General features: G+C 73.5%; 24 protein-coding genes and 1 pseudogene. 15 read left to right on the top strand and 10 right to left on the bottom strand.

Going from position 1 to position 26926, the window contains the following annotated elements:
- Positions 1–264 precede the first annotated feature (264 nt).
- The 11 genes and pseudogenes from M1O15_RS12225 to M1O15_RS12175 all read left to right on the top strand — a co-directional run.
- A complete protein-coding gene (locus M1O15_RS12225; RefSeq protein WP_308282287.1) occupies positions 265–2877 on the top strand; it encodes an aldehyde dehydrogenase family protein in 2613 nt (870 codons plus the stop codon).
- Between the two features lie 5 nt (positions 2878–2882).
- Positions 2883–4562, top strand: coding sequence for a thiamine pyrophosphate-binding protein (locus tag M1O15_RS12220; protein ID WP_248633734.1), 1680 nt, complete (start codon positions 2883–2885; stop codon positions 4560–4562).
- Positions 4563–4585: 23 nt separating this feature from the next.
- Positions 4586–5809 (top strand): beta-ketoacyl-ACP synthase II, encoded by a 1224-nt coding sequence (gene fabF / locus M1O15_RS12215; protein WP_248633733.1) that lies wholly within the window; start codon positions 4586–4588, stop codon positions 5807–5809.
- Between the two features lie 10 nt (positions 5810–5819).
- The gene (locus M1O15_RS12210) at positions 5820–7745 is read left to right on the top strand and encodes a condensation domain-containing protein (protein ID WP_248633732.1); all 1926 of its coding nucleotides are present in this window, start codon (positions 5820–5822) and stop codon (positions 7743–7745) included.
- Complete coding sequence (locus M1O15_RS12205; protein WP_248633731.1) at positions 7742–8989, top strand: aminotransferase class I/II-fold pyridoxal phosphate-dependent enzyme; 1248 nt, start codon at positions 7742–7744, stop codon at positions 8987–8989. The genes M1O15_RS12210 and M1O15_RS12205 overlap by 4 nt, the downstream gene beginning before the upstream one ends.
- A 30-nt stretch (positions 8990–9019) precedes the next feature.
- The gene (locus M1O15_RS12200; RefSeq protein ID WP_248633730.1) at positions 9020–9277 is read left to right on the top strand and encodes an acyl carrier protein; all 258 of its coding nucleotides are present in this window, start codon (positions 9020–9022) and stop codon (positions 9275–9277) included.
- Positions 9274–10035 (top strand): SDR family NAD(P)-dependent oxidoreductase, encoded by a 762-nt coding sequence (locus M1O15_RS12195; RefSeq protein ID WP_248633729.1) that lies wholly within the window; start codon positions 9274–9276, stop codon positions 10033–10035. Before M1O15_RS12200 ends, M1O15_RS12195 begins: the two co-directional genes overlap by 4 nt.
- Positions 10036–10167: 132 nt before the next feature.
- Positions 10168–11427 carry an MFS transporter gene (locus tag M1O15_RS12190; protein WP_248633728.1) on the top strand — a complete coding sequence of 420 codons (1260 nt, stop codon included), beginning with the start codon at positions 10168–10170 and terminating at the stop codon, positions 11425–11427.
- Between the two features lie 72 nt (positions 11428–11499).
- Entirely contained in the window at positions 11500–11691 is a 192-nt protein-coding gene (locus tag M1O15_RS12185; protein ID WP_248633727.1) for an antitoxin, read from the top strand.
- Positions 11692–12078: 387 nt separating this feature from the next.
- Positions 12079–13671 carry a M4 family metallopeptidase gene (locus M1O15_RS12180; RefSeq protein WP_372499460.1) on the top strand — a complete coding sequence of 531 codons (1593 nt, stop codon included), beginning with the start codon at positions 12079–12081 and terminating at the stop codon, positions 13669–13671.
- A gap of 229 nt (positions 13672–13900) precedes the next feature.
- Positions 13901–14857, top strand: a pseudogene (locus M1O15_RS12175) (M28 family metallopeptidase); the annotation flags it as partial.
- Between the two features lie 72 nt (positions 14858–14929).
- Here M1O15_RS12175 and M1O15_RS31630 read toward each other — a convergent pair.
- The 8 genes from M1O15_RS31630 to M1O15_RS12135 form a co-directional block, all read right to left on the bottom strand.
- Entirely contained in the window at positions 14930–16156 is a 1227-nt protein-coding gene (locus M1O15_RS31630; RefSeq protein ID WP_248633726.1) for a glycosyltransferase, read from the bottom strand.
- A 32-nt stretch (positions 16157–16188) separates the two neighbouring features.
- Positions 16189–17133 (bottom strand): alpha/beta fold hydrolase, encoded by a 945-nt coding sequence (locus M1O15_RS12165; protein ID WP_248633725.1) that lies wholly within the window; start codon positions 17131–17133, stop codon positions 16189–16191.
- Entirely contained in the window at positions 17130–17375 is a 246-nt protein-coding gene (locus M1O15_RS12160; protein ID WP_248633724.1) for an acyl carrier protein, read from the bottom strand. Before M1O15_RS12160 ends, M1O15_RS12165 begins: the two co-directional genes overlap by 4 nt.
- A 72-nt stretch (positions 17376–17447) precedes the next feature.
- Complete coding sequence (locus M1O15_RS12155; protein ID WP_248633723.1) at positions 17448–18440, bottom strand: ketoacyl-ACP synthase III; 993 nt, start codon at positions 18438–18440, stop codon at positions 17448–17450.
- Between the two features lie 41 nt (positions 18441–18481).
- A complete protein-coding gene (locus M1O15_RS12150; RefSeq protein WP_248633722.1) occupies positions 18482–19381 on the bottom strand; it encodes an alpha/beta fold hydrolase in 900 nt (299 codons plus the stop codon).
- A 53-nt stretch (positions 19382–19434) separates the two neighbouring features.
- Positions 19435–19740, bottom strand: coding sequence for an acyl carrier protein (locus M1O15_RS12145; protein WP_248633721.1), 306 nt, complete (start codon positions 19738–19740; stop codon positions 19435–19437).
- A 16-nt stretch (positions 19741–19756) separates the two neighbouring features.
- The gene (locus M1O15_RS12140) at positions 19757–20770 is read right to left on the bottom strand and encodes a beta-ketoacyl-ACP synthase 3 (RefSeq protein WP_248633720.1); all 1014 of its coding nucleotides are present in this window, start codon (positions 20768–20770) and stop codon (positions 19757–19759) included.
- A 153-nt stretch (positions 20771–20923) separates the two neighbouring features.
- Positions 20924–21385, bottom strand: coding sequence for a MarR family winged helix-turn-helix transcriptional regulator (locus M1O15_RS12135; protein WP_248633719.1), 462 nt, complete (start codon positions 21383–21385; stop codon positions 20924–20926).
- 180 nt (positions 21386–21565) lie between these two features.
- On the opposite strand from M1O15_RS12135, the gene M1O15_RS12130 reads away from it, so the two are divergent.
- On the top strand, positions 21566–22303 hold the full coding sequence (locus tag M1O15_RS12130) for an SDR family oxidoreductase (RefSeq protein WP_248633718.1): 738 nt from the start codon (positions 21566–21568) through the stop codon (positions 22301–22303).
- Positions 22304–22359: 56 nt separating this feature from the next.
- Here M1O15_RS12130 and M1O15_RS12125 read toward each other — a convergent pair whose 3' ends face one another.
- The gene (locus tag M1O15_RS12125) at positions 22360–22950 is read right to left on the bottom strand and encodes a CGNR zinc finger domain-containing protein (protein ID WP_248633717.1); all 591 of its coding nucleotides are present in this window, start codon (positions 22948–22950) and stop codon (positions 22360–22362) included.
- A gap of 80 nt (positions 22951–23030) precedes the next feature.
- Between M1O15_RS12125 and M1O15_RS12120 the strand changes: the two genes are divergently transcribed.
- The gene (locus M1O15_RS12120) at positions 23031–23978 is read left to right on the top strand and encodes an alpha/beta fold hydrolase (protein WP_248633716.1); all 948 of its coding nucleotides are present in this window, start codon (positions 23031–23033) and stop codon (positions 23976–23978) included.
- An 84-nt stretch (positions 23979–24062) separates the two neighbouring features.
- Here the strand turns inward: M1O15_RS12120 and M1O15_RS12115 are convergent, their stop codons facing one another.
- The gene (locus M1O15_RS12115; RefSeq protein WP_248633715.1) at positions 24063–24473 is read right to left on the bottom strand and encodes a MarR family winged helix-turn-helix transcriptional regulator; all 411 of its coding nucleotides are present in this window, start codon (positions 24471–24473) and stop codon (positions 24063–24065) included.
- A gap of 158 nt (positions 24474–24631) precedes the next feature.
- Between M1O15_RS12115 and M1O15_RS12110 the strand changes: the two genes are divergently transcribed.
- Together M1O15_RS12110 and M1O15_RS12105 are read left to right on the top strand one after the other, a co-directional pair.
- Positions 24632–25414: an alpha/beta fold hydrolase gene (locus M1O15_RS12110; protein ID WP_248633714.1), complete on the top strand. Its 783-nt coding sequence runs from the start codon at positions 24632–24634 to the stop codon at positions 25412–25414.
- Between the two features lie 181 nt (positions 25415–25595).
- Positions 25596–26585 (top strand): aspartyl/asparaginyl beta-hydroxylase domain-containing protein, encoded by a 990-nt coding sequence (locus M1O15_RS12105; RefSeq protein WP_308282286.1) that lies wholly within the window; start codon positions 25596–25598, stop codon positions 26583–26585.
- The last annotated feature ends 341 nt before the right edge of the window (positions 26586–26926 follow it).

Here is a 26926-nt window from a genome sequence, read left to right as displayed (position 1 = left end):
CCTTCCGTCACGATATCGACGCGCGGCTCCGCTCACGCCTTATCGCGGAATGCCGATGCACTGTCGACACGGGCTCATGGGGTATGCGATAGTCATTTTCGTCAGACCTGCCCAACAGCGGCAGGCATTGTCGCGGGACACGGCTTCGCGAACACATGTACGCCCGAGGAGTCGAACACACCCGCTGGCACCAAGGAGCACGAGTTGCCGGTTTTCAGGCGCTTGATCTCGCCCGAGGGACGTATCTGGGAGTCAGACGACATCGTGGCCCGCGTATTCGGTGCCACCGAACTTCTTGCCCGGCGCGGTATCGGACCCGGTTCGCGGGTGATGATGAGCGGCGCCAATTCCCCGGAATGGGTCGTCGCACTGCTCGCGCTCATTCATCTCGACGCCTCGGTGGTCCTGGCCGATCACCGAGCGACCCCGGCACAGCGCTCGCGAATCCGCGCCCAGGCGCGCGTGATGCTCGACATCGGCGACGGCGGTACGGGCGGGTACGCGGCGGCCCGGCCGGGCTCCCACCCGGTGGACGGGCCCGAGGTCTCGGCCTGGTCCCGGCGCCGGGACGCCGCCATCTCGTGGTCGTCGGGGACGACCGGCAGCCCCAAGGGCATCGTCCGCTCCGGCCGCTCCATCCTGGAGAACCTCGCACTCAGCGCGGAACGCATGGGGTACCGGTCCGACGACGTCTTCCTGCCCGTCCTGCCCTACTCCCACCAGTACGGCCTGTCGCTGGTGCTGTGCTGGTGGCTGGGCGGGGGGACGCTGGTGGTGTACGGGCCGACCACCCGCCTGGACCGCGCGCTCGCGGTGGGCGTGGAGCACAGCCTCTCCATCGTGGACGCGGCCCCGTCCACGTACTACAGCCTGCTCAACCTGCTCGACCGCCGTCCGGCCCTGGTGGACGCGCTGGAGGGGGTGAGGGCCTGGTGCGTGGGCGGCGCGCCGCTGGGGCGCGACCTGGCGACCCGGTTCCGCGCCCGTACGGGCCGGCCTCTGCTGGACGGCTACGGAGCGACCGAGGTGGGGAACATCGCGCTGGCGACCGCCTCCGATCCGGTCGGGTGCGGCACCCCGCTGCCCGGCGTGGCCGTCGAGGTCCACGACGACCAGGGCAGACCGCTTCCGCCCGGCCGGCTCGGTGAACTCGTCGTGCGCAGCGAGGGGCTGATGACCGGTCGGCTGGCCGACGACGGGGAGATCGTCCCGGTGCCGGATCCGGTGCACCGCACCGGTGACATCGGCCTGCTCGACGACGCCGGGCGGGTCTTCCCGATCGGGCGCAAGCGCGCCGTGCACCGGGACGGCCACACCCTCTACCCCGACCACCTCGCCGAACGGGCCGCGTCCGCCGGCGCCCGGACGGTGGTGGTCGCCCTCCCCGACGAGCGTCTGGGCTCCCGTCTGGTCTTCGTGATCGCGGACCCGGAGGGCCGGGCGCCCGCACACTGGAAGCGGGAGCTGCGCCCCGTGTTCGCCCGCTACGAGCAGCCCGACCACATCGTGGTGCTCGCCGACTTTCCCCTCTCGAACACGGGAAAGCCCGACCTGGCCGTTCTGGAGAAGACCGCCATGACCTCGCTGCCCACCCCGCAGAATCCGGCATCCGGCGCGACCGCGCCCGGTTCGACCGCCGGTACACCCTCCCCCGCCACCGAATACCACGTCCCCTTCGCCGACCGGCTGGAGGCACTGCGCGCGGTGCGCCGCCATGTGGCCGGCAACGAGGACGCGGTGCGGGAAATCCTGACCGACATCTCCCCGTACCGCACCGCCGATTCGGAGATTCGCTCGTTCCTCGCCACCCTCGACGGGGCGGAGGAGGAGATGCGGCGGGTCCGGCCCGGCCGTGTACCGCTGGCCGCCGTCTTCATGCCTTCCAACATCCCGCTGTATTCCTATGCGCTCCATCTGCTCGTGGCGTCCCTTTACTGCGAGAGAATCGTCTTTCGGCCGTCCTCCCAGATCGGCGGCCAGATCCGGCGATTACACGAGCTGCTGGCACCGGTGCACGGACTGCCCATCGAGCTGGTGGACCTCAGCCAGCGCAAGTTCGTGACCGGCCCGGTGCGCGAGGCGGACCTCATCGTCTTCACCGGCGACTACGCCAACGCCGAGACGGTCTGCGAAGGGCTGGCGGAGGACCAGCTCCTCCTCTTCTTCGGCCATGGCGTCAACCCGTTCGTGATCGCCCCCGACGCCGATCTCCCCCGCGCCGTGCGGGACCTCGTCAGGATCCGGCTCCACAACTCGGGCCAGGACTGCTTCGGCCCCGACGTGGTGTTCGCACCCCAGCGCCGCACCGAGGAGTTCACCGGCCTGCTGTCCGCCACCCTGGCGTCGCTGCGCTTCGGGCGGAACGACGACCCGGGCGCCGACTACGGTCCGATCTACTACGACTCGGCGCTGGTGAACTGCTCCGACTACCTGGTGCGCCACGCACGCCACATCCGGCACGGCGGGCGCATCGATCTGCCGTCCCGCCGGGTCGAACCGACCGTGCTGCTGTGGGACTTCGAGGACAAGCTGCCGCTGGAGGAGATGTTCGCCCCGGTGTTCAACGTGGTGGCCTACCCCAGTGCGCGGCGGCTGCGCGAGCGGCTGGCCGGGCCCCCGTTCAGCGAACGCGCGCTGGGGGCGATGGTCTACGGCAACGACCCGGAGACGGTGCGGGTGCTGGCCAAGCGCCATCAGACCTGTGTCGAGCACACCCTGCTCGACGCCGAGGACGGCAACCGCCCGTTCGGCGGCTTCGGGCTGACGGCGAACTACATCTCGTACGGCGGTGAGCGGCACGCCGAGCCCCTGCTGATGTCGCAGGCGGTGGCGCGGAATCTTCCGGCGGCCGGCCCCGTCGCGGTGGGTGGGAGGTGACCGGGATGGGCAAGCGGTACGCCGACGCGTGGTCCGCGGTGGTCGACCTGCTGGTGGCGAACGGGGTGGACACCTGCTTCGGGCTGCCCGGCGACGATCTGGAGCTGTTGCGCGCCCTCGACGCGGCCGGGCTGGAGCTCGTACCGTGCCGGGACCAGCGCAACGCGATGTACATGGCGACCGGTTACGCGCTGCAGTCCGGCCGGCTCGCGGTCTGCGCCCTGGGCAAGGGGCCGGCCGTCACCCATGCGGCCACCGGGCTGCTGGAGGCGCGGGAGTCCGGTGCGCCGGTGCTGGTGCTGGCCGCCGGCGCGCCCGAACGCCGCCGGGGCAGCGGCGGTTTCCAGGAGCTGGACCAGGTCGCGGTGGCGGCGCCGCTGGTGCGGTGGGCGCACCGGGTGGGCCATCCCGACCGGTTGGTCCCCGCGACGGTGACGGCGCTGACCCGGGCCATGGGTCCGCCGGCCGGACCGGTGTATCTGGAGGTGCCCGACGACGTCCGTACGGCGGAGATCCTGGTCACGGCGGAGCGGCCGACCCTGCCCGCACCGCTGGCCGTCGAGCCCGTACCGGGGGCACCGGGACCGGCGCTGGCGGCGCTGCGCGCGAGCCGCCGCCCGGTGGTGCTGGTGGGCGGTGGCATGCGGCACCGCAACGACGGCGGGGTGGTCGAGCGCTTCGCCGAACGGCTCGGCGCGGCGCTGTTCACCACCGCCTCCGGCCGTGGCGCGGTGGACGAGCGCCATCCGCTGTTCTGCGGCTTGGCGGGCCTCTACGCCGCCGCCCCGGCCCGTGAACTGTGGTCCTCCTGCGATCTGGTGGTGTCGCTCGCCGGGCGGCTGGAGGAGACGGCCGTCGAGGGCGGAACGCCCTGGCCCCCGGTCACGGTGGTGCAGGTCAACACCGATCCGGGCGGGCTGTCGGCCGAGTTCCCGGGCCCTCGGGTGCTCGGGGACGCCCGGCACGCGGTGCTCGGCTGGTCCCGGGCGCTGGAGGAGGGCGGCGGGGACGCGGCCGAGGGATGGGTGAAGCGGGTCGCCGACGCCCGCGAGGCCATGTCGCGGGAGGTGGAAGGGGAGTTGGCCCGGGCGGCGGCGCTGCCGGAGATCCGGATCGCCGAACTGCTCGCCGCGCTCGACGCCACCGCCGCCGAACCCCGCGTACTGGTCCAGGAGAACGGCCTGCAGGACATGTGGTCCTACTGCTTCCCCTTCCACGCCGGCGGCGGGTCGATCGTGCCCTCGGAGCAGACCCCGCTGGGCTTCGGGGCGGCCGCGGCCATCGGGGTGAAGCGGGCCGCCCCGGACCACGAGGTCACCGCGTTCGTCGGGGACGGGGCGTTCCTGGCGGCCCGCGCGGACATCGCCGTCACCGCCGCCTCCCATGGCGGGGTGCTGTACGTGGTGCTGTGCAACGGCGGCTACGGCTGGCTGGACGCCCAGCGGGCCCGCCTCGGCCTGGACGCCGATCGCCACTCTTTCGCCCGTCCCGGCGCGCCGCCGCCCGCGGTGGACGAGGGACCGGGCCTCCACTGCCGGGTGCTGCGCGACAAGGCCGCGCTGACCGAGGAGGTCCGTGCCGCGCGGCAGTTCTGCTCGGGGGGCGGGACGGCCGTGCTGATGGTGCCGGTCGCCCCCGACGACATCGCCCCGCCCATCCGCGACGCCGAGGTGGTCCCCCAGTGACGGGCACCGGGAGGAGGCGCCGGGTGGTGGTCACCGGGTACGGGGCGGTGACGCCGCTGGGCCACAGTGTGGAGGAGACCTGGGCGGCGATGCTGGCCGGGCGCAGCGGCATCGACACGGTGGACGCCATCGATGTGACCGGGCTTGAGGTGCGGATCGGCGGTCAGGTCCGCGGGTTCACCCCCGGCCGTTACATGCCCCGGACGGTCAGCCGCCGGGCCGACCCGTGCGCGCAGTACGCGCTGGCCGCGGCGCTGGAGGCCTGCGCGCACGCCGGACTGGTGGTGGACGAGCGGCTGGCGCCGAGGGTCGCCGTGGTCATCGGCAGCGGCTACGGCCCGGTCGGGTCGATCTACCGCGCCGCCGACACCCTGCGCGACCGGGGGCCGCGGGCCATCAGCCCGTTCGCCCAGGTCACCACGGCCATGGACAGCGCCGCCGGGGAGATCAGCATGCGGCTGGGCGCCCAGGGGCCCAGCCGGGCGCAGAGCACGGCGTGCGCCAGTGGCGCCGACGCGCTGGGCGCGGCGATGCGCATGATCGCGTACGGGGAGGCCGATGTCGTCCTCGCCGGGGGCGCCGACGCCTGTGTCACCGCCGTGGACCTCGCGGGCAGCGGCAACGCCCGTGCGCTGTCCCGGCGCAACGACGACCCCACCGGGGCGTGCCGGCCGTTCGACGCCCGGCGCGACGGGTTCGTGATGAGCGAGGGAGCCGCCGTACTGGTGCTGGAGGCCGCCGAGACGGCCGAGGGGCGGGGGGCGGCGGCCCTGGCCGAGCTCGTCGGCTACGGGGCGAGTTCCGACGCCCACCACTGGACCGCCCCGCATCCGGAGGGCCGGGGCGCCCGGCTGGCCGTCGAGGCGGCGCTGCGGGACGCCGGGATCACCGGGGCGGAGGTGGACTACGTCAACGCACACGGCACCGGGACGCTGCTCAACGACGCCACCGAGACGGCGGTGCTGCGCACGGTGCTGGGCGACCGGGTGACCCGGATCCCGGTCAGCTCCACCAAGTCGATGACCGGGCACATGATCGGTGCCGCCGGGGCGGTCGAGCTGGTGGCGTCGATCCTGGCCCTCCGTACCGGGGACGTCCCGCCGACGATCAACTGCGAGGAGCCGATCGACCCGGACATCAACTTCGTCCCGCACCGGGCGCAGCGCCATGAGCGGCTGCGGACCGCGCTCAGCAACTCGTTCGGGTTCGGCGGGCACAACGCCGCCCTCGTGGTCCGGGCGGTGTGAGGTGCCGGGCGTGAACCACCTCCCGAAGCAGAGCACCGCCCCCGCACCGCGCGGCAGGCCGCTGGACTGGGTCCAGCAGTGGCACTGGTACGAGCGGACCATCCCGGGACCCCGGCGGGTGAACCCGACACCGCTCGCCGACCACTGCCACATCCCGCCCCCGGCGACCGTCGCCGACGTCCACGCGGCGCTGGCGGCGCTCACCGCCCGCCATGAGGAGCTGCGCACCACCGTCGATCCGCTGCGCCCGGTCCAGTACGTGCACCGGGCGGACTGGGCCCCGCTGCCGATCGACCAGCTCGACGTCCCCGTCGCCGACACCGCCACCCTGGAGGCCGCCACGGCGGCGCTGGCCGCCCTCCCGATCGACCCCGAGCGCGAGCCGCCCTGGCGCGCCCGGGTGCTGCTGGAGGCGGGCACCCCGCGCGCGGTCCTGCTGACCGCCCACCATGTGGTGATCGACGGCTGGGGGCTGGCGGCGCTGCTCAGCCAGCTGCACGACCGGCTGCGCGGCGAGGAGGTGCCGGCGGGGTCCTCCGTACGTCCGCTGGACATGGCCACCGCCCGGCCCTCGGAGCGGGCCCGCGCGGCGGAGCGCGAGTGGCTCACCCGGCTCGCGGCCAACCCGGCCGGGGTGCTGGCCCCGTTCGGCGGCCGTGCGGACGGCGCCGGGCGCCACCGCCTCCAGTACCGCTCGACGGAGGCGTACGGGGACCTGGACCGCGTCGCCCGGCGGCACCGGGTCAGCGCGGAGACCGCGGTGCTCGCGGCGCTGGCGCACGAGGTCGCCACCCGCACCGGTGAACACCGGTTCCTGGCCTCGGTGGTGGTGGCCAACCGGGCCCGGGCCGCCCTGCGCGGCAGCCTCGGCGTCCGCGCCCTGACCGTTCCGGTGCAGATCGAGCTGCGCCCGGGCGCGGCGTTCGGCGAGGTGGCCGCCTCGGTCGCGGCCGCCTGCGCCACGGCCTACCGGCACGGGCGCTACCACCCCGCCGAACTGGTCGCCGCGCAGGCCCGGATGGACCGCCGGCGCGGTGTGGTGGCCGTCCCCACCATCGAGTACAACTGCTACTCCTGGCCGCGGGGGTATCTGCCGCCGGAGCAGTACACCCCTCCGGAGGGGCCCGCCGGCTGGATCCGCAGCGCGCCCGACGAGCCCTGCGACACGCTCTATGCCGATCTCGCCCTGGACGCCGGGGTGTTCACCCTCGATGTCACCGTCGGGGACCAGCTGCTGGACGCCGGGCAGGCCGCGGCGCTGCCCCTCCGGCTGTGCGCTCTGCTGCGGGCGCTCGCCGACGGGGCCGACCGTCCGGTCCCGGTGCGTCCGCTCGCACCGGCCGCTCCCGGCTGGTGGCGCGCCCCGCGCGGATGGGTGCGCCTGTCCGCGGTCGAGGAGGTGCTGCGGGGCCATCCCGGGGTGCTGGAGGCGACGGTGGCGCCCGAGAGGGGGACCACGGGGGCGGGTGGCGGGCGGCGGCTCGTCGCGTACGCCCGTACCGCCCCCGGCACCAGCGCCGAGGACCTGCACCGCCACCTCCTGGACCACCTCGGCGAGGTGCCCGACCTGATGACCCCGGACCGTTACGTCCTGACCCCGGAAGGCGGCGAAGGCCCCAGGGCCACCGACGCGGGAAGCACACGGGCCCCGTCCCGCCCGCCCGCGACGGACTCCGAACGGGCCCTGGCCGCCGCCGTGGCCGCCGTACGAACCCCCGACGGCCCCGGTCCCGGCGCCGTGGACATGGACCGCTGCCTCGCCGACCACGGCGTCACCCTGGTGGCCGTCCCCCGTCTGCTGGCGCTGCTCCACCACCGCGGCCTCACCGGGATCGCCTCGGACGAACTGGCCGGCACGGCCTCGCTCGGCCATCTGGCCGCGGCCCTGGAGCCCTTACCGACCCGCGCCCCTCGTGGAGGAGACACCCCGCCATGACCGTGTCCCAGACCCCCGTACCGTCCGCGGACCGACTGGCCCCCTGGGCCTTCGCCGCCTTCGTCGAGGCCAACACCCATGACACCGCGTACCGCCCGCCGGTGGTGGACGGCCCGGTCGGGCCGACCATCGTCCGCGGCGGCCGTGAGCTGGTGAACTTCGCCAGCATCAGCTTCCTGGACCTGGAGCGCCATGTCCCGGTGCGGCGGCACTTCGCCGAGGGGGCGCTCGCGCACGGGCTGAGCACCAGCGGCTCCCGGATGACCCAGGGGATCTGCCGGCCGCACCAGGAGCTGGAGGAGACGATCGCCCGCCGCACCGGCAAGGAGCGGGCCATCAGCTTCGCCACCGGACTGCTGGCCAACATCGGGTTCGTCAACGCCATGAGCAGTTCCGCGCACTTCGACACCGGGATCGAGGTGCGCAACCACGACACCGTGTTCGTGGTGGACCGCGATGTCCACTGGAGCGTCTGGAAGGGCCTGGAGGGCCTCGGCTACGGCCGCAACGTCCACGCCTTCCGGCACAATGACGTCGCCGACCTGGCGCGGATCCTGGGCCGGGTCCGGGCCGGCAAGACCGTGGTAATCGCCGAGAGCATCTACTCGGCCGACGGCACCATGGGGCCCATCGTGGAGATCCTGGACGAGTGCGACCGCCACGGCGCCATCAGCATGATCGACGACGCCAACGGCTTCATGGTCTACGGGCCGGAGCACCGCCCGTACGCCCGGGAGGCGGCCGCGATCCGGGAACGGGCCGACTTCGTCATGGTGTCCCTGTCCAAGGCCATCGGCCTGGAGGGCGGCGCGATCGCCGGGCCGGCGGCGGCCGTCGACGCCTTCGAACTGCTCTCCGGAACCTCGATGTTCACGGCCGCCATCCAGCCGCCCACCGCCCACGCCGCCACCCGCACGATCGAGGCCCTGGCCGCCGATCCGGCCATCGTGGACGACTACCTGGCGCACGCCGCGCGGCTCCGCCGGCAGATGCACGAGGCCGGTACGGCGACGACGCCCACCGAGTCGTACATGCTCTCGGTGCCGATCGGGAGCGACGCCGCCGCCCTGCAGATGCGGGAGTGGTTCGTGGCGGACGGCTACCTCGTCCCGGTCTTCTCCTACCCGGCCGTCTCCCGCAACCAGGCGATGCTGCGCCTCTTCCCGCACGCCGGCCACACCGAGGAGCAGCTGGACGGCTTCCTGCGCACCCTCACCACCTACCGGCGGCGCCTCGGAGTCTGACCCGGGCCCCACCCACACAAGGAGGAACCCATGCCCCACGCCACCGACATCCTGTCCGCCGTCACCGAGATCGTCGAGGAGGTCACCGGCCTCGACCCCGCCGAGGTCACCGCCGAGAAGTCCTTCACCGAGGACCTGGACATCGACTCCCTGTCGATGGTGGAGATCACCGTGGCGATCGAGGACAGGTTCGGGGTGCGGATCCCCGACGACCGGGTCCCGGAGTTGCGGACGGTCGGCGATCTGGTGGACCACCTCGCCGACCACCGCGGCGCCGGCCGGCCGTGAGCGTCCTCGACCGCTTCCGGCTCGACGGCCGGGTGGCCGTGGTCACCGGCGCCTCCTCCGGGCTGGGCACCGCCTTCGCCCATGCGCTGGCCGAGGCCGGCGCGGACGTGGTGCTCGGCGCGCGGCGCGCCGAGCGGCTGGAGGCGGTGCGCGCGGCCGTCGAACGGCTGGGCCGCCGGGCCGTCGCGGTACGCACCGACGTGTCCCGTCCGGAGGACTGCCGCGCGCTGGTGGGCGCGGCCATGGAGGCCTTCGGGCGGGTGGACATCCTGGTCAACAACGCCGGGATCGGCGGTGAGCGGCCCGCGGCGGAGGAGACTCCCGAGCAGTTCCGCGAGGTCATCGACACCAACCTCCACGGCTGCTACTGGATGGCCCAGGCCGCGGGCGCGGTGATGCTGCCCGGCAGTGCCATCGTCAATGTCTCCAGCGTCCTCGCCCTGGTCACGGGCGGTCTGCCGCAGGCCGCCTACACGGCGTCGAAGGCCGGGCTCCTCGGGCTCACCCGGGACCTCGCCCAGCAGTGGACCCCCGGCAGGGGCATCCGCGTCAACGCGCTGGCGCCGGGCCTCTTCACCTCCGCGATGACCGACGGCTACCCCGAGGGCTACCTCGACACGGTGATGGAGCGGGTGCTCTCGGGGCGCGTCGGGCGGCCCGAAGAGCTGGCCGCCGCCCTGGTGTTCCTGGTCTCCGACGCGGCCTCCTATGTCACCGGCACCACCCTGCCGGTCGACGGGGGCACCCACATCGCCTGACGGCCCTCGCTCCCCCTCCACGAACTCCTCCTCCTCAGCCGACCAGGGTGGTATCCCGCTCTTGTACCGTTCGTGCATGTTCGTCAGCACCCGTCCGGGCGCGGCCCCGGACCTCCGCCCGGGGAGCCGGCCATGACCACGGAGCCGACCGACGCTCCCGCTCCGCCCGGCCCGGGCGGCGAGCGCCAGGTGCGCCGCCTGGTCGTGGGGGAAGGGCTGGCCGCCACCGTCGACGCGCTGTTCCTGGTCTGGCTCACCCTCTTCGTCCTCGACCTGTCCGAGCCCGGACTCGCCACCGGCTTCGTCCTGGTGGCCGTGGCGCTGCCGCGGGCGGCCCTGCTGCTTCCCGCGGGGGTGCTGGTCGACCGCCTCGGCGCCGCCCGGGTCACGGCCGTCGCCTGCTGGCTGCGGGTCGCCGTCCTGCTCGCGCTCGTCGCCGTGGTCACCTTCGGCTCACCGTCGCTGACGACCGTCGCCCTGCTCGCCGCGCTGCTCGGCGTGGCCGACGCCGCGTACTTCCCGGCCGCCCTGGCGCTCATTCCCGCCGTGGTGCCGACCGGGAAGCTCTCCCGGGTCAACGCTCTGGTGCAGGGCGCGGAGTCGGGGGGCGACCTGGTCGGCCCGGCGGTGGCCGCCGGGGTCATCGCCGCGGTCGGCTTCGACGCGACGCTCGGCGGGATCGCGGCGCTCGCCGCGCTGGCCGCCGTAGCGCTGAGCACCCTGCTCCGCGCGGCACGACGCGGCGAGGGCACCGATCCGGGCACCGCCGATCCGGACGGCGCGGACGGTGAGGAGCTCAGCAGCCCGCGTGCCCTCGGCGCGGGCCTGGCGTACGCCTGGAACGAGCCGCTGGTACGGGCGATGCTGGCGGCCGTCGCCCTGATCAACATCGCGGTCGTGGGCCCGGTACTGGTGGGCGGCGCGGTGCTCGCCGAGCAACGCCTGGGTGGCGCGGGCTCCTTCGGCATCGTGCTCTCCGGCTTCGGCGCCGGTTCGCTGGCCGGTTCGCTGCTGGCCGGCTGGTGGCCGCCCACCCGGCGCGGCTGGACCGTGGTCGGCGGGGTGGCGGCGATCGGCGCGGGCATGGCCGGGCTGGCCGCCACCACCCAGGTCGCCGCCGCCACGGCCGTCGTCGGGCTGATCGGCCTGGGGTCGGCGTTCCTCGGGGTGGTCATCGTGGCCACGCTGCAGGAGCGGGTGCCCTCCCGGCTGCTGGGCCGGGTGACCAGCCTGGTGGTGCTGGCCACGGTGGCGTTCGACCCGCTGTCCTACGTGGTCGCCGGCGTGCTGCTGCCGTACGGCACGACAGCGCTGTTCCTGGTCTGCGGCGGCGCGGTACTGGCCTGCGCCGCCCTGGTCGCCGCGAGCCCGGCGATCCGCTCCCTGCGCTGAGCGTGCGGACGCCGGAAGGGGGTACCAGGGGTGGCGTAAGACCGCACGAGCACAACACCCAGGAGGGTTCTCATGGGCAAGCTGGGCGACATGGCGAACAAGGCCAAGGAGATGGCCAAGGGCCATCCGGACCAGGCCGACCAGGGCGTGGAGCGCGCCGAGAGGCTGGTGGACGAGCGCACCGGCGACAAGTACGACGCGCAGACCGACAAGGCCGCCGATGCCGCACGCCGCTCCTACGGCGGCGGACAGCGGGACCAGTAGCGCTCCCCCCGGTCCACACGGCCCCCGCCCCCTCCGGGCGGGGGCCGTTCGCTGTGCCCGGGCCGAGGCGCGGCGGCGCCGGTCGGCCTGGCAGGCCCCGGCGGACACGCGGCTTCGGCACAGTTGGCCGGGAGTTCTGTTAATTCTTCGGCGGCCCGAACGTCTTGCCATCCGATGCGCGTGTGATCGAAGGTGCAGACGAGTCGTCAGCGTTGCAGGTATGTGAAGTGGTCCAGCAGCAAGTTCGCGAACGACCACACATCGGACATCCACGCTTGGCATGCCCATGCAGTGCTGGCTAATCTCCTGCCACCTCCGGGGCGAATCGTCCCGGCCGGCGGGCGCCACCCACGCCCGCCAACCCCCCACTGACGCACTGGAGCAGACGTGTCATCCTCCCTACCGATATCCCGCAAGCGCTTCGCCCTGGCCGGCGGAGCCGCCACCGTGGCGGTGGCCCTGCTGGCGGTCGGCGGCGCGAACTCCGCCGACGCGCTGGCCCCCGCGGGAGCCCCGGACACCTCGCTCGCGGGCACGGCCGCCGCCCTCGGGCTGAACGCCCAGGAGAAGCTGGTCGTCCGCGATGTCGTACGGGACGCCGACGGCACCGTCCACACCCGCTACGACCGCACCTACGGCGGCCTGCCCGTCCTCGGCGGGGACCTCGTCGTCCACCGCGCGAAGGACGGCGCGCTCAGAGGCGTCACCAAGGCCACCGAACGCTCCGTCGCGGTCGGCTCCCTGACGCCGAAGCTCGCCCCGGGCCGCGCCGCGTCGGCCGCCGTCGAGGCGGCGGTGGCCGCCGACGTGGAGAAGCCCACCACCGCGGGCAAGGACCAGGCCCCGCGCAAGGTGATCTGGGCGGCGGGCGGGGCCCCCGTCCTCGCGTACGAGACGGTGGTGGGCGGAGTGCAGGAGGGCGGCACGCCCAGCCGTCTGCACGTCATCACCGACGCCACCACCGGCAAGAAGCTGTACGAGTACCAGGCGATCGACAACGTCGCCGACGACACCAGCCAGTACAGCGGCACCGTGGACCTCGTCGACACCCGCGGCGGCAGCGGCTACCAACTCGTGGACAGCACCCGCGGCGGACACCGCACGGTGGACCTGGGCGGCCGCACCAGTGGCTCGGGCACCCTGTTCACCGACGCCGACGGCGTCTGGGGCGACGGCAAGCCGACCAACCGCCAGACCGCCGCCGTCGACGCCGCGCACGGCTTCGCCAAGACGCACGACTTCTACAAGAGCGTCCTGGGCCGCGACGGCATCCGGAACAACGGCACGGCGCCCACCTCGCACGTCCACTACGGCGTCAAGCACGCCAACGCCTACTACGACGACCCCACCTACTCGATCTACTACGGTGACGGCCGCGACGGGAAGAGCCCGCTGACCCAGCTCGACGTGGCGGGGCACGAGTTCAGCCACGGCGTCACCGCCGCGACCGCGCGCCTCGTCTACAGCGGCGAGTCGGGCGGCCTGAACGAGGCCACCTCGGACATCCTCGGCACCGCGATCGAGTTCCACGCCGGCAACACCGCCGACAAGGGCGACTACTTCCTCGGCGAGAAGATCAACTACTTCGGCGACGGCAAGCCGCTGCGCTACATGGACACCCCCAGCCGGGACGGCGAGTCGGCCGACTACTGGGACAGCGGGACCCGGAACCTCGACGTCCACCACTCCTCCGGCGTGGCCAACCACTTCTTCTACCTGCTCTCCGAGGGCAGCGGGTCGAAGGTCATCAACGGCGTCCGCCACGAGAGCCGCAGCAAGGACGGATCCACCGTCACCGGCATCGGCCGGGACAAGGCGGTGAAGATCTGGTACAAGGCGCTGACCTCGTACTTCACCTCCACCACCACCTACGCCGGCGCCCGCCAGGGGACGCTTCAGGCGGCCGTGAGCCTCTACGGCGCGGGCAGCGCCGAGGTCGCCGCCGTGGGCAAGGCCTGGACGGCCGTCAACGTCAAGTGACGCCCTCCCGGTACGCGCGGGAGGCCCCTCCCCCGGCTGCCGTGACGGCGCGGCGGTGCTCCCCCTGACGCCGCCGCCGCGCGCCTGACCCCCGGGTGGCCGGGGACCGCCGGCCGCCACCCGGCCCGGCCGTCCCCGCCGCCCTCGCACTCACCCCCACCCCCCCGGAACCGGGCCTGATCCGGCCACCGCGGCTCGGCCCGCTTCCCCCACCGCACATGGAGACCCCATGACGACCCCCACCACCACGCGGACCACCCCCGCGCTCGCCATAGCCGCCGGTCTGCTGGCCACCCTGCTCGTACCCGCCGCCCAGGCGGTCCCGGCCGACGCCGGCACCGCGGCCGCCGCCGTCGCGCCGGACATCCCGGTGGCCAACGTCAAGGCGCACCTCAACCAGTTCTCCACCATCGCCGCGAACAACGGCGGCAACCGCGCCCACGGCCGCCCCGGCTACAAGGCGTCCATCGACTACGTCAAGGGCAAGCTGGACGCCGCCGGATTCACCACCAGCGTCCAGCAGTTCACCTCCAACGGGGCCACCGGCTACAACCTGATCGCCGACTGGCCCGGCGGCGACCCGAACCGGGTGGTGTTCGCCGGGGCCCACCTGGACTCCGTCACCTCCGGCGCCGGGATCAACGACAACGGCTCCGGCTCCGCCGGCATCCTGGAGACCGCGCTCGCCGTCTCCCGCGCCCAGTACAAGCCGGCCAAGCACCTGCGCTTCGCCTGGTGGGGCGCCGAGGAGCTGGGCATCGTCGGCTCCAAGCACTATGTCGCCAACCTGCCGCGCACCGAGCGTTCCAAGATCGCCGGCTATCTCAACTTCGACATGATCGGCTCGCCCAACCCCGGCTATTTCGTCTACGACGACGACCCCACCATCGAGAAGACCTTCAAGGACTACTTCGCCGGCCTCGGCGTCCCGACCGAGATCGAGACGGAGGGCGACGGCCGCTCCGACCACGCCTCCTTCAAGAACGCGGGCATCCCCGTCGGCGGCCTCTTCACCGGAGCGAGCACCAGGAAGACGGCGGCCCAGGCGCGCAAGTGGGGCGGCACCTCCGGGCAGGCCTTCGACCGCTGCTACCACTCCTCCTGCGACACCACGGCGAACATCAACGAGACCGCGCTGAACCGCAACAGCGACGCGGCCGCGTACGCCGTGTGGGCGCTGTCCTCCTGACCCGCCGCCAGGCCGCGCCGCCGCTCCCTCGCGAGCCGCGGCGCGGCCGTCGCGGGGGCGCCGTCCCCCTCACCCGCGGCGCGTCTCCTCGGCCAGGCGCGCCAGCAGTGCGGCGACGCCGTCCTGTCGGGCCATCGCCCGGGAGACGGCCTCGGTTCTGCGCCGGTAGCGGTCGTCCCGCAGCAGGGACTCCAGTGCGCGCACCAGGCCGGCGGTGGTGAGGCGGCGCGCGGGGAGGGCCCCGGGGGCGAGGCCCAGGCGCACGACCTGGCGCGCCCAGTAGGGCTGGTCCAGGGCGACCGGGACGGGCAGCGTGGGGACGGCCGCGGCCAGCGAGGCGTGGACGGTGCCGGGACCGGCGTGGTGGACCGCGGCGCGGACCCGGGGGAACAGCCAGTCGTGCGGGCACTCCCCGATGGTGAGGACGCGGTCCGATGCCGCGGACAGCCGCGCCGCGCCGGACTGGACCAGCGCGCGCACCCCGAGCGCGGCGGCGGCCTCGGCGATCATCCGGCCGAGCCGGGCGGCGTCGAGGGTGCGCATGCTGCCGAAGCCGAAGAAGACCGGGGGCGGCCCGCCGTCCAGGAAGTCCCGCAGGACCGGGTCCGGCCGCCAGTCGGGGGGCCGGGACGGAGTCCAGTGCCCGAGTGCGCTGTGCGGCGAGGGCAGCGGGGAGCGGGCCGGGAGGAGCGCGCCGCTGATGCCGTAGTAGGCCCGGTGGCGGCGCGTGAGGTGGGAGAGGAGCGCCCGGGGCCGGTCGGGCAGGCCGAGCGTGCGGCACAGCCGGCGCAGCGCGGGCGCGTGCATCGGGGCGAGGAGGAGCCGGGTGCCGAGGTCGGCGAGGGCGTGGCCGCGCCAGGGGGCGAGCGCCGCGAGCCGGGGCAGCACCATGGCGTGGCCGACGGTGTAGAGCCCGGTGCACGCGGTCCCCAGCCCCTCCGCGACCACCGCGCACAGCGGGTGCAGCAGAGGGTGGGCGAGGATGAGGTCGGTGCCCTCGGCGGCGGCGTCCAGCAGGGTGCCGGAGGCGGTACGGGCGATGTCCCGGCCGTTGCGGACCCGCGCCGTCACCGGCTTGGACCGGCCCATCAGCTCCTCCTGGTCGTCCAGGTGCATGGCGCGTACCGGGAGTCCGAGGGCGGTGAAGCGCGGGGCGTGCCGGGCGGAGGTGACGACGGTGACCTGGTGGCCGGCGGCGCTCAGTCCGGCGGCGACGCCGGTGTAGGGGGCGATGTCGCCCATGGTGCCCCAGGTGGCGAGCAGGACGCGCAGGGCGGGCGCGGGTACGGAGTGCACGGCGGCCTCCCCGGTGTGGTGGCGGTGGGCGGTCAGGGGCGGGTGACGAGGGTGCCGGGGGTGGTGAGCGGCCGCCGGTGCAGGAAGCGGCTGATGAGGTCGGCGAAGTCGGCGTCGCGTTCCATGTGCAGCAGGTGGTCGGCGTCCCGCATGACCGCCAGGGTGGCGTGCTCGATGGTCGCGGCGACCGCCCGGTTGTCCTCGACGGTGGTGACGCTGTCGTGCGCGCCGACCCCGACCAGGGTGCGGACACCGGTGACGCCCCCGGCGGGCAGCGGGTCGTCCAGCAGCAGCTGGCCGCGGTCGGCGACATAGCGTGCCAGCGGGTCCTGCGGTGAGGCGGTGAGCTGGTTGCGCAGCATCCGGGCGGCCGCGCGGATCATCAACAGGTCCGCTCCGGCCCGGGGGTTGGTCAGCAGGTCGACGAGGCGTCCGGCGGCCTCCCGGTGCGGGCCCGGGCCGGGGGCGGCCTCCCGGGCCAGGCCCTCGTGGATGAGGGTGCGCAGCCGCGGTCCGGGGCGGGGGGCGGCGCCGAAGAGCAGCAGGTGGGTGAGGCGTTCGGGGTGGCGCTGGGCGAGGCGGTAGGCGACCGGGTAGCCGGAGGAGACGCCCAGTACGGCGAAGGGGCCCGGGCCGGTCTGGTCGGCGGCGTGCAGGGCGGCGTCGGTGAGGTCGTCCCAGCCGAGGTGGTCCCGACGGGGGCGGTCCCCGGCGCGGCCGGGGGTGCGGGCGGGCGGGAGGTCGGGGATGACCAGGGGGTGCCGGTGGCCGAGTCGGCGCTCCAGACGGGCCCAGGATCGGCGGTCCTGCAGGCCGCCGCCGAGGACCAGCAGCGGTACGGACGCGGGGGCGGCGCGGGGGCGGAGCACCCGGCACGGGAAGTCGCGGTTCCGCCAGGCGACGGGCCGGTCGTCCGTGGTGAACGGCGTGTCCGCGAAGGCGGGCGCGGTCGCGAGGGCCGCCGGGGCGGCCGTCACGCGGCAGCCGCCCGGTGGCTCTCGATGTAGGCGGCCAGTTCGGCGACGGTGGACTGGCCGGACAGCACGGTCTCGGTGAAGACCAGGCCGTGGTCCTCCTCCAGCACCATCGCGAGCACCGCGACCGCCATGGAGTCCACCCCGGCCTCCGTCAGCGTGGCCGTGGGCGTGACCGGGCCCGCGGGCAGCGCGGCCTGCCGGGTCAGGATGTCGATGACGGTGCTGAGCATGGGGGCGGCCATGGCCGGTGTCTCCTTGTCGGAAGAGCTATGACGAGAGGTGAGAGGTGTACGGGGTGAAGGCGGGCGGGCGGGTCACACCAGGGCGGTGAGGTCCTCGGGCCAGACGCCGGTGGTCGCGGCCCAGGACAGGCCGCTGCCGAAGGACACCAGCCCGACGCGCCGGCCGCCCTTGAGCGTGCCGTCCGCGGCGCTCTGGGCGAGCAGCAGCGGGACGGAGGCGGCGGCCGTGTTGCCGACGGTGGCGATGTTGGACGGCATCCGTGCGGCCGGGTAGTCGAGTGCGGCGGCGACGGCGTGGGTGATGGCGGCGTTCGCCTGGTGGGCGAGGAGCAGTTCCACCTCGTCCAGGGTCCAGCCGGCCGCCGCCACCGCCTCCCGTACCGCTCCGGTCATCCGGCGGACCGCCTGCCGCAGGACCTCGCTGCCCCGGATGCCCAAGTACAGGTCGCGGACGCCGTTTTCGGGATGCCGCTGCCGGGTGCCGCCGGCCGGGATGGCGATGATGTCGGCCAGCTCGCCGTCGCTGCCCCAGACCGTCGGCCCGAAGGTGGCCGGCTCCCCCTCCTCGGCGGCCCGCAGCACCACGGCGCCGGCGCCGTCCCCGAACAGCGGGGCGGTGTTGGGGTCGTCGGGGTGGACCATCGCCGACGCGTTCTCCGCGGCGACCACCAGGACGGTGGCCGCGGCCCCGGTGCCGATCAGGCCCCGGGCCACCTCGCAGGCGCAGAGGAAGCCCGAGCAGCCGGCGCTCAGGTCGAAGGCCGGGATGCCGGTCATGCCGAGACGGCTGGCCGCCTCGGGCGCCCCGGCCGGGCAGAGCCGGTCGGGGGTGGTGGTGGCCAGCACGAGTGCGTCCACTCGCCGGAGGCCTGCCGAGTCCAGGGCGCGCCGGCCGGCCTCGGTGGCGAGTTCCACGGTGGCCGTGCCCGGCGCGACCCGGTGCCGCCGGGCGATGCCGATCCGGCGCCGGACGAACGCGGCCGTCTCGGCGGCCATGATGTCCTCGTTCTCCACCACGTCCGGCGGCAGCCAGCCGCCCAGTCCGCACAGGACTGCCTGTCGCACGGGAACTCTTCTCTCTCTTGGGGGCCGGTCGGAGGGGGCGGTCAGCGGACGGCGTCCGCCGTCACCGCCGGGCGGCCGCCGCCGGGCCCGGCCAGATAGGGCAGGCCGTCGAACGGACGGCCGGTGAAGTGGCGCATCACCAGGTCCCCGGCCTCCTCGCGGCGCTGGAGGAACAGCCAGTGGTCCGCCTCGCCGATGGCCGCGAAGCGGCTGCCGTCGATGGTGGCGGCGAACGCGTGCTGCTCGGCCGCGCTGCTGATGGTGTCGTGCTCCCCGCAGAAGACGAGGGTGGGCACCCCGGTGAGACCGCCGACCGGGTCGAGGTTCTCCAGGACCGACCGCTCCATGGTGCGCAGCCCGTACGCGGTGTCGGTCACGGTCCGCAGGGTCATGCGCCGCACCAGCCGGCGGACGATGTCCCGGTTGCGGACCGTCGCCTCGCCCGCCGGGCAGAGGAACATCTCCATCAGGGTGTCGACCAGGGCGCCCGGGTCGCCGGACGCCATCCGCTCGGCACCCCGGTGCCACAGCCCGGTCAGCTTGTCGCTGATGCGGACCGGCACCCCGCCGAGGGCGAGCCGGGCGATCCGCTCCGGCCGGCGCTGGGCGCACCGGTAGGCGACGGCGGAACCGAAGGAGTAGCCGAGGAGGTTGACCCGCTCGGCGCCGAGGTCGTCCAGCACCGCGTCGAGCACCCGGCACATGGTGTCCATGTCCTGCTCGGCGCGGAGCGGGGTGGAGTCGCCCGCGCCGGGCAGGTCCACGGTGACCAGGTCGGCGTACGGCAGGACGTGCCGGTGCAGGATGGACCAGCTCCGCATGGACTGCAGCACCCCGCCCACCACGAGCACCGGCTCGACGGTCCGGGTCTCCCCGGGGACGCGCTGGTAGGAGAAGCGCAGGCCGTCGTGGTGCAGCTCCCGTGTGCTGGTCCCGCCCACGCGGTCCTCCCCCTCCGTCCGGTACACCATCCGCGCCGCCCCTCCCCCGGCCCTCAGTCGCGGGCCGTCGCCGTGGAGGCCGTCCGCCCGCCGCCGGCCCGCCGGAGTCCCTCGTGCACCAGCTCGGCCGTCTGCCGCAGGGTGAGCTGGTCGGAGGCGTGCGAGTCGTCCAGCTCGACGCCGTAGTGGTCGGACAGGCTGACGAACAGCTCGACCTGGGCGATCGAGTCGAGGGCGAGGCTGGAGAAGGTGGCCTCGGGCCGGGCCTGGTGCGCGGGCACCTGGAAGTCGCGCTGGAGGTAGCGGGTGATGAAGTCCAGCGGGTCCTCGCCGGGGGTGTCCACGGGGGCGGTGTCCATGTCCGGGTTCCTCACGTCAGATGGTGGGTGGGATGTCGGGCCAGGTCAGCGCGGCGGCACCCCATACGGCGCCGCCGCCGAAAGCGGTGAGCAAGGTCCGGGCGCCGGCGGGGACGGCCTTGTCGCGCACCGCCTCGTCCATGACCAGGGGGATGGACGCCGAGGAGGTGTTGCCCACGGTGCGGATGTTGCCCAGGCAGGCGGCGGCGGGTACGCCGACCAGTTCGGCGACCTTGTCGAGGATGCGCTGGTTGGCCTGGTGCCCGATGAACGCCTCGACGTCCCCGGCGGGCCAGCCGACGCCCTCCAGGAGGCCCCGGGAGACCTCGGTCATCCGGCGCACCGCGTGCGAGAACATCTGCGGGCCCCGCATGCGCAGGCACCGCTCGCCCCGCTCGTCGGGCCGCTCTGGTACGGGCCGCCGGGACCCGCCGGCCGCGATGACCGCCAGGTCCACCTGGGTGCCGTCGCTGCCGAGCCGGGTGGCCAGCACCGCGCCGGGCTCGTCGGCCTCCCCGGCCCGCAGGACGACCGCCCCGGCGCCGTCGGCGAAGACCACGGCGGTGCCCCGGTCGTCCGGGTCGGTGATGGTGGACAGTGTCTCCGCCCCGATCAGCAGCACCGTGCGGGCCATACCGGCGGTGATCCAGGCCCGGCCGGCCGCGAGGGCGTAGGTGAAGCCCGAGCAGGCCGCCGCCAGGTCGAAGGCCGGGACCGGCCCCAGCCCCAGTCGCGCAGCGACCCAGGGCGCGGTGGCCGGGGAGTGGTGGTCGGGCGTGGTGGTGCAGACCACCACGAGGTCCACCGACTCGGCGGCGGCGCTGCGCAGTGCCGCGGCACCGGCCCGCACCGCCAGGTCCCCGGTGCTCGTCCCCTCCTCCACCCAGCGCCGGGACTCGATCCCGGTACGGCTGCGGATCCACTCGTCACTGGTGTCCAGCCGGGCGAAGGGCTCGTCCGTGTTGCGCACAACCCGCTCCGGCAGGCACGAGCCCACGCCGGTCAGGACCGCGACGGGCGGTAACGCCATGACACCTCCCAGGTGGCCGTCCGCCGTGATCAGGCGGCTGCGCGCCACCGTAGGGGCAATTTTCCGGAGGTGCCCCGGCCCTGACGATCAGTGACCCGGAGGGAGTACGAGTCGAACACGCGTCCCCATTCGGCGGACAGGACACCGGCCGCTTCAGGGTTCCTGACGGCCCCCACCCCGCCGCCGAGCGATGAGCTCCTGCTCGATGCGCCGGAGTGTGGCGTTGACGGTCTCGATGGCAGCGGGGTCGTCGACGATGCCGTGGAGGGTCCGGTCCCAGTTCTCGCGGAGGTACCGCAGATTCCGGTGGGCCTTCTCCGTGGGGTACAGGCACACGCCCCGCGCGTTGCCGCTGTCCACCACGCGGTCCACCAGCCCCCTCTGCTCCAGGCCGCGCAGCACCCGGCTGAAGTTGCTCGAAGGGAGCAGGGTCGCCTCCGCCGCGGCGCGCGCGGAGGTGCCGGGGTGGTGGTGGATGTACCGCATGACGCTGATCTCGATCGGCGTGCACGGCTCGAACGCGGGATCGGTCGGGGGGCGCAGTTGCCGCCCCACGGCGAAGATCAGGTCGGCCAGCTCATGGAGGCCCGAGGCTTCGACATCGCCCTCGCCCATACCGTCACGACGCCTTTCCTATTGCGTGATAGCTATCGCGTGATAGCGTGAACGTCGAGTGTACCGAACGATCCGACGCCACAACCATCACATCTTCCGGGAAGCCCGGGTCCACGAAGTCCGGGAAGCCCCCGGTCCGCGACGTCCGGGAAGTCCCGGCCCCCAGAGGAGGAACCGTTCATGGACATCAACGGAGCCGTCGTGCTCGTGACCGGAGCATCATCGGGCATCGGAGCGGCCACCGCGCGCGCCGCCGCCCGGGCCGGGGCACGGGTGGTGCTCGTCGCGCGCCGTGAGGAGCGCATCATCCGCCTCGCCGAGGAACTCGGCCAGGACGTGGCCCTGGCCGTCCCCTGCGATGTGACGGACCGGCGTCAGGTCGAGGCGGCCGTAGGTGCCGCGGTCGACCGGTTCGGGCGCGTCGACGTCCTGGTCAACAACGCGGGCCAGGGGTTGCAGGCCACCGTCGACGCCATCGACCCCGACGACTTCCGGGCCCTCCTTGAGCTCAATCTCATCGCCCCCCTGGTGCTGACGCAGGCGGTCCTTCCGCGGATGCGCGAACAGGCAGGCGGAGCCATCGTCAACGTGAGCTCCGGCATCACCTGGTCCACACTGCCCGGGTCCGGTGCGTACGCCGCCTCCAAGGCAGCTCTGCAGAAGCTTTCGGCCATCGCCCGCGCCGAGGTCGCCGACGCCGGCATCACCGTGTCACTGATGTTCCCGTCGATCACCGAGACCGAGTTCGTCGGGACGGTCCGCGGCAGCGTCGAGGACGCCCGGCGGATGGAGGCCTCCAGCGGACTGCGGCCCCAGTCCCCCGAGGGCGTCGCCTCCGCGATCCTCGACCTGGTCAGGAGCGGCGACGAGCAGGCCGACCTGGTCCCGGAGGAGTTCGGCGGCACCCTCAGGAGCTGACCGGTCCACCCGGGGGCACGCACACCGCCCACTCACCCAGTGCGCACCGCGCGCCGTCACCGGGCGCCTCGTACGCGCATGGCGTCCTTCTTGGCCCGGTTGCCGCAGGTCGCCATGGAGCACCAGCGGCGGAAGCCGCCGCGGGTGGCGTCGAGGAAGACCGCCACACAGCCGGTCCCGGCGCAGACCTTGACGGTGCCGACTCGGACGCCGCCGAGCGTGTCGACCGCGTCCTGGGCCAGGACCGCCAGAGCGGACCGCGCCGCCGACGCACGAGGGAAGCGCCAGCTGACACCGGCACCGTCAAGCACCCGGAACGCGTCGCCCCGCCCGGCCCATTCGTTGACGCGGTCCCGGTCGGCCGGGGCCATCTCCCGCGCGTCCGCGACGGCCCGAGCCGCACGGTAGATCGACTCCCGCAGCTCGCGCGCCTCGCGCAGCAACTCCTCGTCCACCCGCGGTGGTTGCCCGCCCAGCCCTGCGGCGACGAACCATTCCGCGAGGTCGGACGGCCGGAGCAGGAATTCCCTCGGCTCGGCCGAGTCCCGAAGCGTCAGTGTCTTCGTGAAACGCAGACACAGGGGCTGCGTCTCGGTGTCCGAGCGCCCGCCGCGTTCCCTCGATGCCCTATCTTCTCCGACCGCCACAGGAACCACACTATCCGGTTCGCGCACACCCCTGCTACCGTGCGAACCACTTGAAGCGGTTCAACCTCTTGGGGAACACCATGACGCTTGTCCCAGCAGAGCCGGTGACCGGATTCGGCACCGTGACGGCGGTGCCCGACCTGCCGGCCGGATTCGCCGAACGGTTCCGGAGCAATCGATACGACCTGGGCGACATCTCCCTGCACGCCGTCACGGGCGGTTCGGGGCCCGCGCTGCTGCTGGTGGGCGGCTGGCCCCAGTTCTGGTGGCAGTGGCGCAAGGTGATGCTCCCGCTCTCCGAGCACTTCACCGTGATCGCAGTCGACCCCCGCGGAGTCGGACGCTCCGACAGGCCGGAAACGGGCTACGACAGCGTCACCGCGGCACAGGACCTCGCCAGGCTCATGACCGGCCTGGGCCACGAGGAGTTCCGGCTGGTGGGCCACGACGTCGGCATGATGCTCGCCTACGCCCTGGCCGGCGACCACCCCTCGCGCGTCATCCAGCTGGTGCTGGCCGAGGCCGCCCTCCCCGGTATCTCCGACGACCCGAGCGCCCTGCCGCCAGCCACCCGCGCGGTCCAGGCCACCTGGCACTTCATGTTCAACCGGCTGCCCTCGGTCAACGAGAAGCTCGTCGAGGGGCGCGAGGACCTCTACTTCGGCGACCAGTTCGCCACGAAGGGCGCCACCCCCGACGCCATGCCCTCGGAGGCCGTCGACGTCTACGTCGAGGCACTACGCCGGCCCGGCGCCCTGCATGCCAGCTTCCAGCCCTACCGGGCCCTGGACGCGACGATCGCCCAGAACAAGGTGCGGATGCGCACCCCCCTGACGATGCCCGTACTGGCCGTCGGGGGTGCGGCCTTCCGAGGCGCCGGCGTGGCGAGCGACGTGCGGCGCGTCGCCACCGACGTGGAGGAGCTCGTGATCGAGGGTTGCGGGCACTATGTGCCCGAGGAGGCGCCCGGCGCCCTCGTCTCGGCGCTCCTGACCTTCTTCGCGCCCACCGGTTCCGCACCGGCCTGACACCCGAAACCCGCCACCCCCTCGCTGCCAGTAGGCGAGGGGTGCCGCGCCCGCCCCCCTTCACCCCCGGGCGCGTCCCTTCACTCACTCCGCCGCCTTGACCAGAAGCGCATGCAGCGCCTCCAGTTCGTCTTCCGTCAGCCGCCCCAGCGACGCGCCCAGCACGCCGTCCATGACCGCCGAACCGCGAAGGTAGGCCGTCTCACCCTCACCGGTGAGGCGGTGGCGCACCACGCGCCCAGGCCCTTCCTGCCGGAGGATCAGGCCGCGGTCGGTCATACGCCTGGCCAGCTCCCCCATGGACTGGTCGGTCTGGAAGGTGAGCTGGGCCAGTTCATGCAGCGAGGCGTCGGGACGGCCGCGCAGGTGGCGCAGCACGTCCCACTGGACGAGCGAAAGCCCCGCCTCCGCGCTCAGGCCCCTGTTGCTTTCGCGGTGATGGCGCCATTGGAGGCGCTTCACGGCCAGCCCCACATCCTGCAGCGATGGTGTCATGACCCCACCCTAGCAAGGCTCCTTATATAAGGACCCTTGCCATCCCTCGGACACCGTTCTAAGGTTCCTTACATGGCCGCTCGCCCAGAGCCGCCCACCTCCCCGCCCGCTCCCGTGCCGTGCCGTGCCGTGCCGTGCCGCAGAATCGGAGTCCGACCGTGACCACCTCCCTCACCGTCCACGACGTGCCCCTCACCCTGAACGACCAGGGGACGGGGCGGCCCGTCCTCCTGCTGCACGGCGGTGGCGGGCCCGCCACCGTCCAGCCGTGGGCGGACCGCCTGGCCGCCTCGCACGACGTCCGGGTCCTCACCCCCGTCCACCCCGGCTTCGCCGGCACCCCACGCCCGGCGCCGCTGACCTCGATCCGCGACCTGGCAGCCCTGTACACCGCCCTCCTGGAGCAGCTCGACCTGCGGGAGGTGACGGTCGTCGGCAACTCCCTGGGTGGCTGGACAGCCGCCGAGATGGCCCTGCTCGCCTCCGAGCGCTGCACCGGCCACGTCATCGTCGACGGGGTCGGGATCGAGGTCCCCGGCCACCCGATCGCCGACTTCTTCTCCCTCACCCCCGCCGAGGTGGCCGCGCGATCCTTCGCCGACCCCGCGACCTACTTCGTCGACCCCGCTTCCCTACCGCAGAGCGTGCGGGACACCCTCCCCGGAAACCGCGCCGCGCTCGCCCTCTACGGGGGCCCCTCCATGAGTGACGCCACCCTGCTGGACCGGCTCTCCGACGCCAGGAGCCAGGTCCTGGTGGTGTGGGGAGAAGCCGACCGGATCTGCCATCCCGACTACGGGCGCGCCTACGCCGACGCCATCCCCGGCGCCGCCTTCTCACTCATCCCCGAGGCGGGACACCTGCCCCAGATCGAACGACCCGAGCACCTCACGACCCTCGTCCGGGACTTCCTCGCCCGCCCCCAGGCACGAACGGCGTGACCGCGGGCGTGCGCACACGAGCGGAGAACGGCCCGTACGCTCAGGCCTGGGAATCCGAACGCGCCGGCCGCCCAACTATCAAGGCCCCGGACAAAGATCAAGGGTGCGAATCCACTTGCGCATGGCATACCCGGCCGTGAATGCTTGACGGGGTCCGGCCAACAACCGGGAGGGGAACCACGTGAGAGCGTCACTCGACTCGATCGCAGACTTACCCGAAGCCGCGAGACTGCGGTTGAGCTTCGATCCCGACAAGCTACAGCGCGACGTGGATCGGCTCAGTAAACGTACCTGGGGTGCTCAGCGCTCAGTGGTGGACAGGGGTGAGTTGACCCCCTCCACGGGAATCGACTGGCGTTGCCTCCCACTGCGCAGTCCCGGCGGGGACCCCGATCGAACCGATCCGGGTGGTCCCGGCACCGAGGGTTTCGCGGACACCCCATGGATCAGGCACGCACCATACCTGGCCGAGGTCCTGGCGTCATTGCCCGCCGAACTGCGCAGTGTTCGCCTGATGTCGCTGGCACCAGGCGTCCGGGTGCCGGAACACCGCGACACCCCGACCGGGCTGCCGTATGGATTCCTACGCGTGCACGTGCCGGTTCGCACGAACCCCGGCGCGGTCCTGTCGATCGACAAGGTGGAACACCGCTGGCAGCCGGGCACGTTGTGGTACGGGGACTTCAGCCGACCGCACAGTGTGATCAACACTGGCGACCAGGTGCGGATACACCTCGTCATCGACTGCTCGATCAGTCCGGGACTGCTCTCCCTCTTTCCAGAGGACTTCCAGAGCCGTGTCCCGATGAGCGAGGTGGCGTACAACCGTCCCGAAGTCCCTCTGCGAGCCTTCGAACTCGCGGATTTCCGCTGTGAGGTGCCGGTTCCTCCATGCGTGCTGCGACTCGATGATCAGGTCGGTGAATCGGCAGAACCGGATCTGCCCGCGCAGGTGATCGACCACGAGGGCACTCTCGTACTCAAGGTCAGTGGCGGCCCCAGCATCGCCCTGGTCCACGTCGGAGGCGGAGACTTCCGCTTCCAGGGGTGGATCGAGGAGCGCGGGCTCCACCTGGACCTCTTCGGCGACTCCCCCCGCGCGGTCTTCTACACCCGCCGTGGACGCAGACGCCGCCAGATCACGCGCACCGCTGCGCTTCCGCAGGCCTGACCCGCTGGTCGTCCGGCTCGTCTCCCGGTGCGCCCGCAGGATCCGCCGGCACACCCTCTGATCGCGTGGGAGACCCGTGCTGTTCTGACGGGACGGCCCGCGCCCGCACTCCCACCGCCGCTCCCAAGCGGCCCGGCACGAGGAGGTTCACCATGCGCTACCTGCACTGATCATCCCGCCGGCCGTACCGGAACCCTGAGACAAGGGGAGGCATCATGCGCTACCTCCACTGATCCACCAGCAGACAGCGGGTGCCCCGCCGGAATGCGGTGGGGCACCCGCTGCCCGCGCACGGCCCTCGTACGAGGGCTCATCCCGACCGGCTCCCCAGGCAAGCCGCC

The organism is Streptomyces lichenis (assembly GCF_023218175.1).
Taxonomy (GTDB): Bacteria; Actinomycetota; Actinomycetes; order Streptomycetales; family Streptomycetaceae; genus Streptomyces; species Streptomyces lichenis.
The sequence above is the reverse complement of the archived record's forward strand: the minus strand, read 5'-3'. Positions and strand labels throughout refer to the sequence as shown.

Coding starts and splice junctions, on each gene's coding strand:
- M1O15_RS12220 (WP_248633734.1), top strand. CDS start 2,883: ATGGGCAAGCGGTACGCCGACGCGTGGTCCGCGGTGGTCGACCTGCTG.
- M1O15_RS12130 (WP_248633718.1), top strand. CDS start 21,566: ATGGACATCAACGGAGCCGTCGTGCTCGTGACCGGAGCATCATCGGGC.
- M1O15_RS12205 (WP_248633731.1), top strand. CDS start 7,742: ATGACCGTGTCCCAGACCCCCGTACCGTCCGCGGACCGACTGGCCCCC.
- M1O15_RS12140 (WP_248633720.1), bottom strand. CDS start 20,770: ATGGCGTTACCGCCCGTCGCGGTCCTGACCGGCGTGGGCTCGTGCCTG.
- M1O15_RS12160 (WP_248633724.1), bottom strand. CDS start 17,375: ATGGCCGCCCCCATGCTCAGCACCGTCATCGACATCCTGACCCGGCAG.
- M1O15_RS12120 (WP_248633716.1), top strand. CDS start 23,031: ATGACGCTTGTCCCAGCAGAGCCGGTGACCGGATTCGGCACCGTGACG.
- M1O15_RS12185 (WP_248633727.1), top strand. CDS start 11,500: ATGGGCAAGCTGGGCGACATGGCGAACAAGGCCAAGGAGATGGCCAAG.
- M1O15_RS12145 (WP_248633721.1), bottom strand. CDS start 19,740: ATGGACACCGCCCCCGTGGACACCCCCGGCGAGGACCCGCTGGACTTC.
- M1O15_RS12200 (WP_248633730.1), top strand. CDS start 9,020: ATGCCCCACGCCACCGACATCCTGTCCGCCGTCACCGAGATCGTCGAG.
- M1O15_RS12135 (WP_248633719.1), bottom strand. CDS start 21,385: ATGGGCGAGGGCGATGTCGAAGCCTCGGGCCTCCATGAGCTGGCCGAC.
- M1O15_RS12115 (WP_248633715.1), bottom strand. CDS start 24,473: ATGACACCATCGCTGCAGGATGTGGGGCTGGCCGTGAAGCGCCTCCAA.
- M1O15_RS12190 (WP_248633728.1), top strand. CDS start 10,168: ATGACCACGGAGCCGACCGACGCTCCCGCTCCGCCCGGCCCGGGCGGC.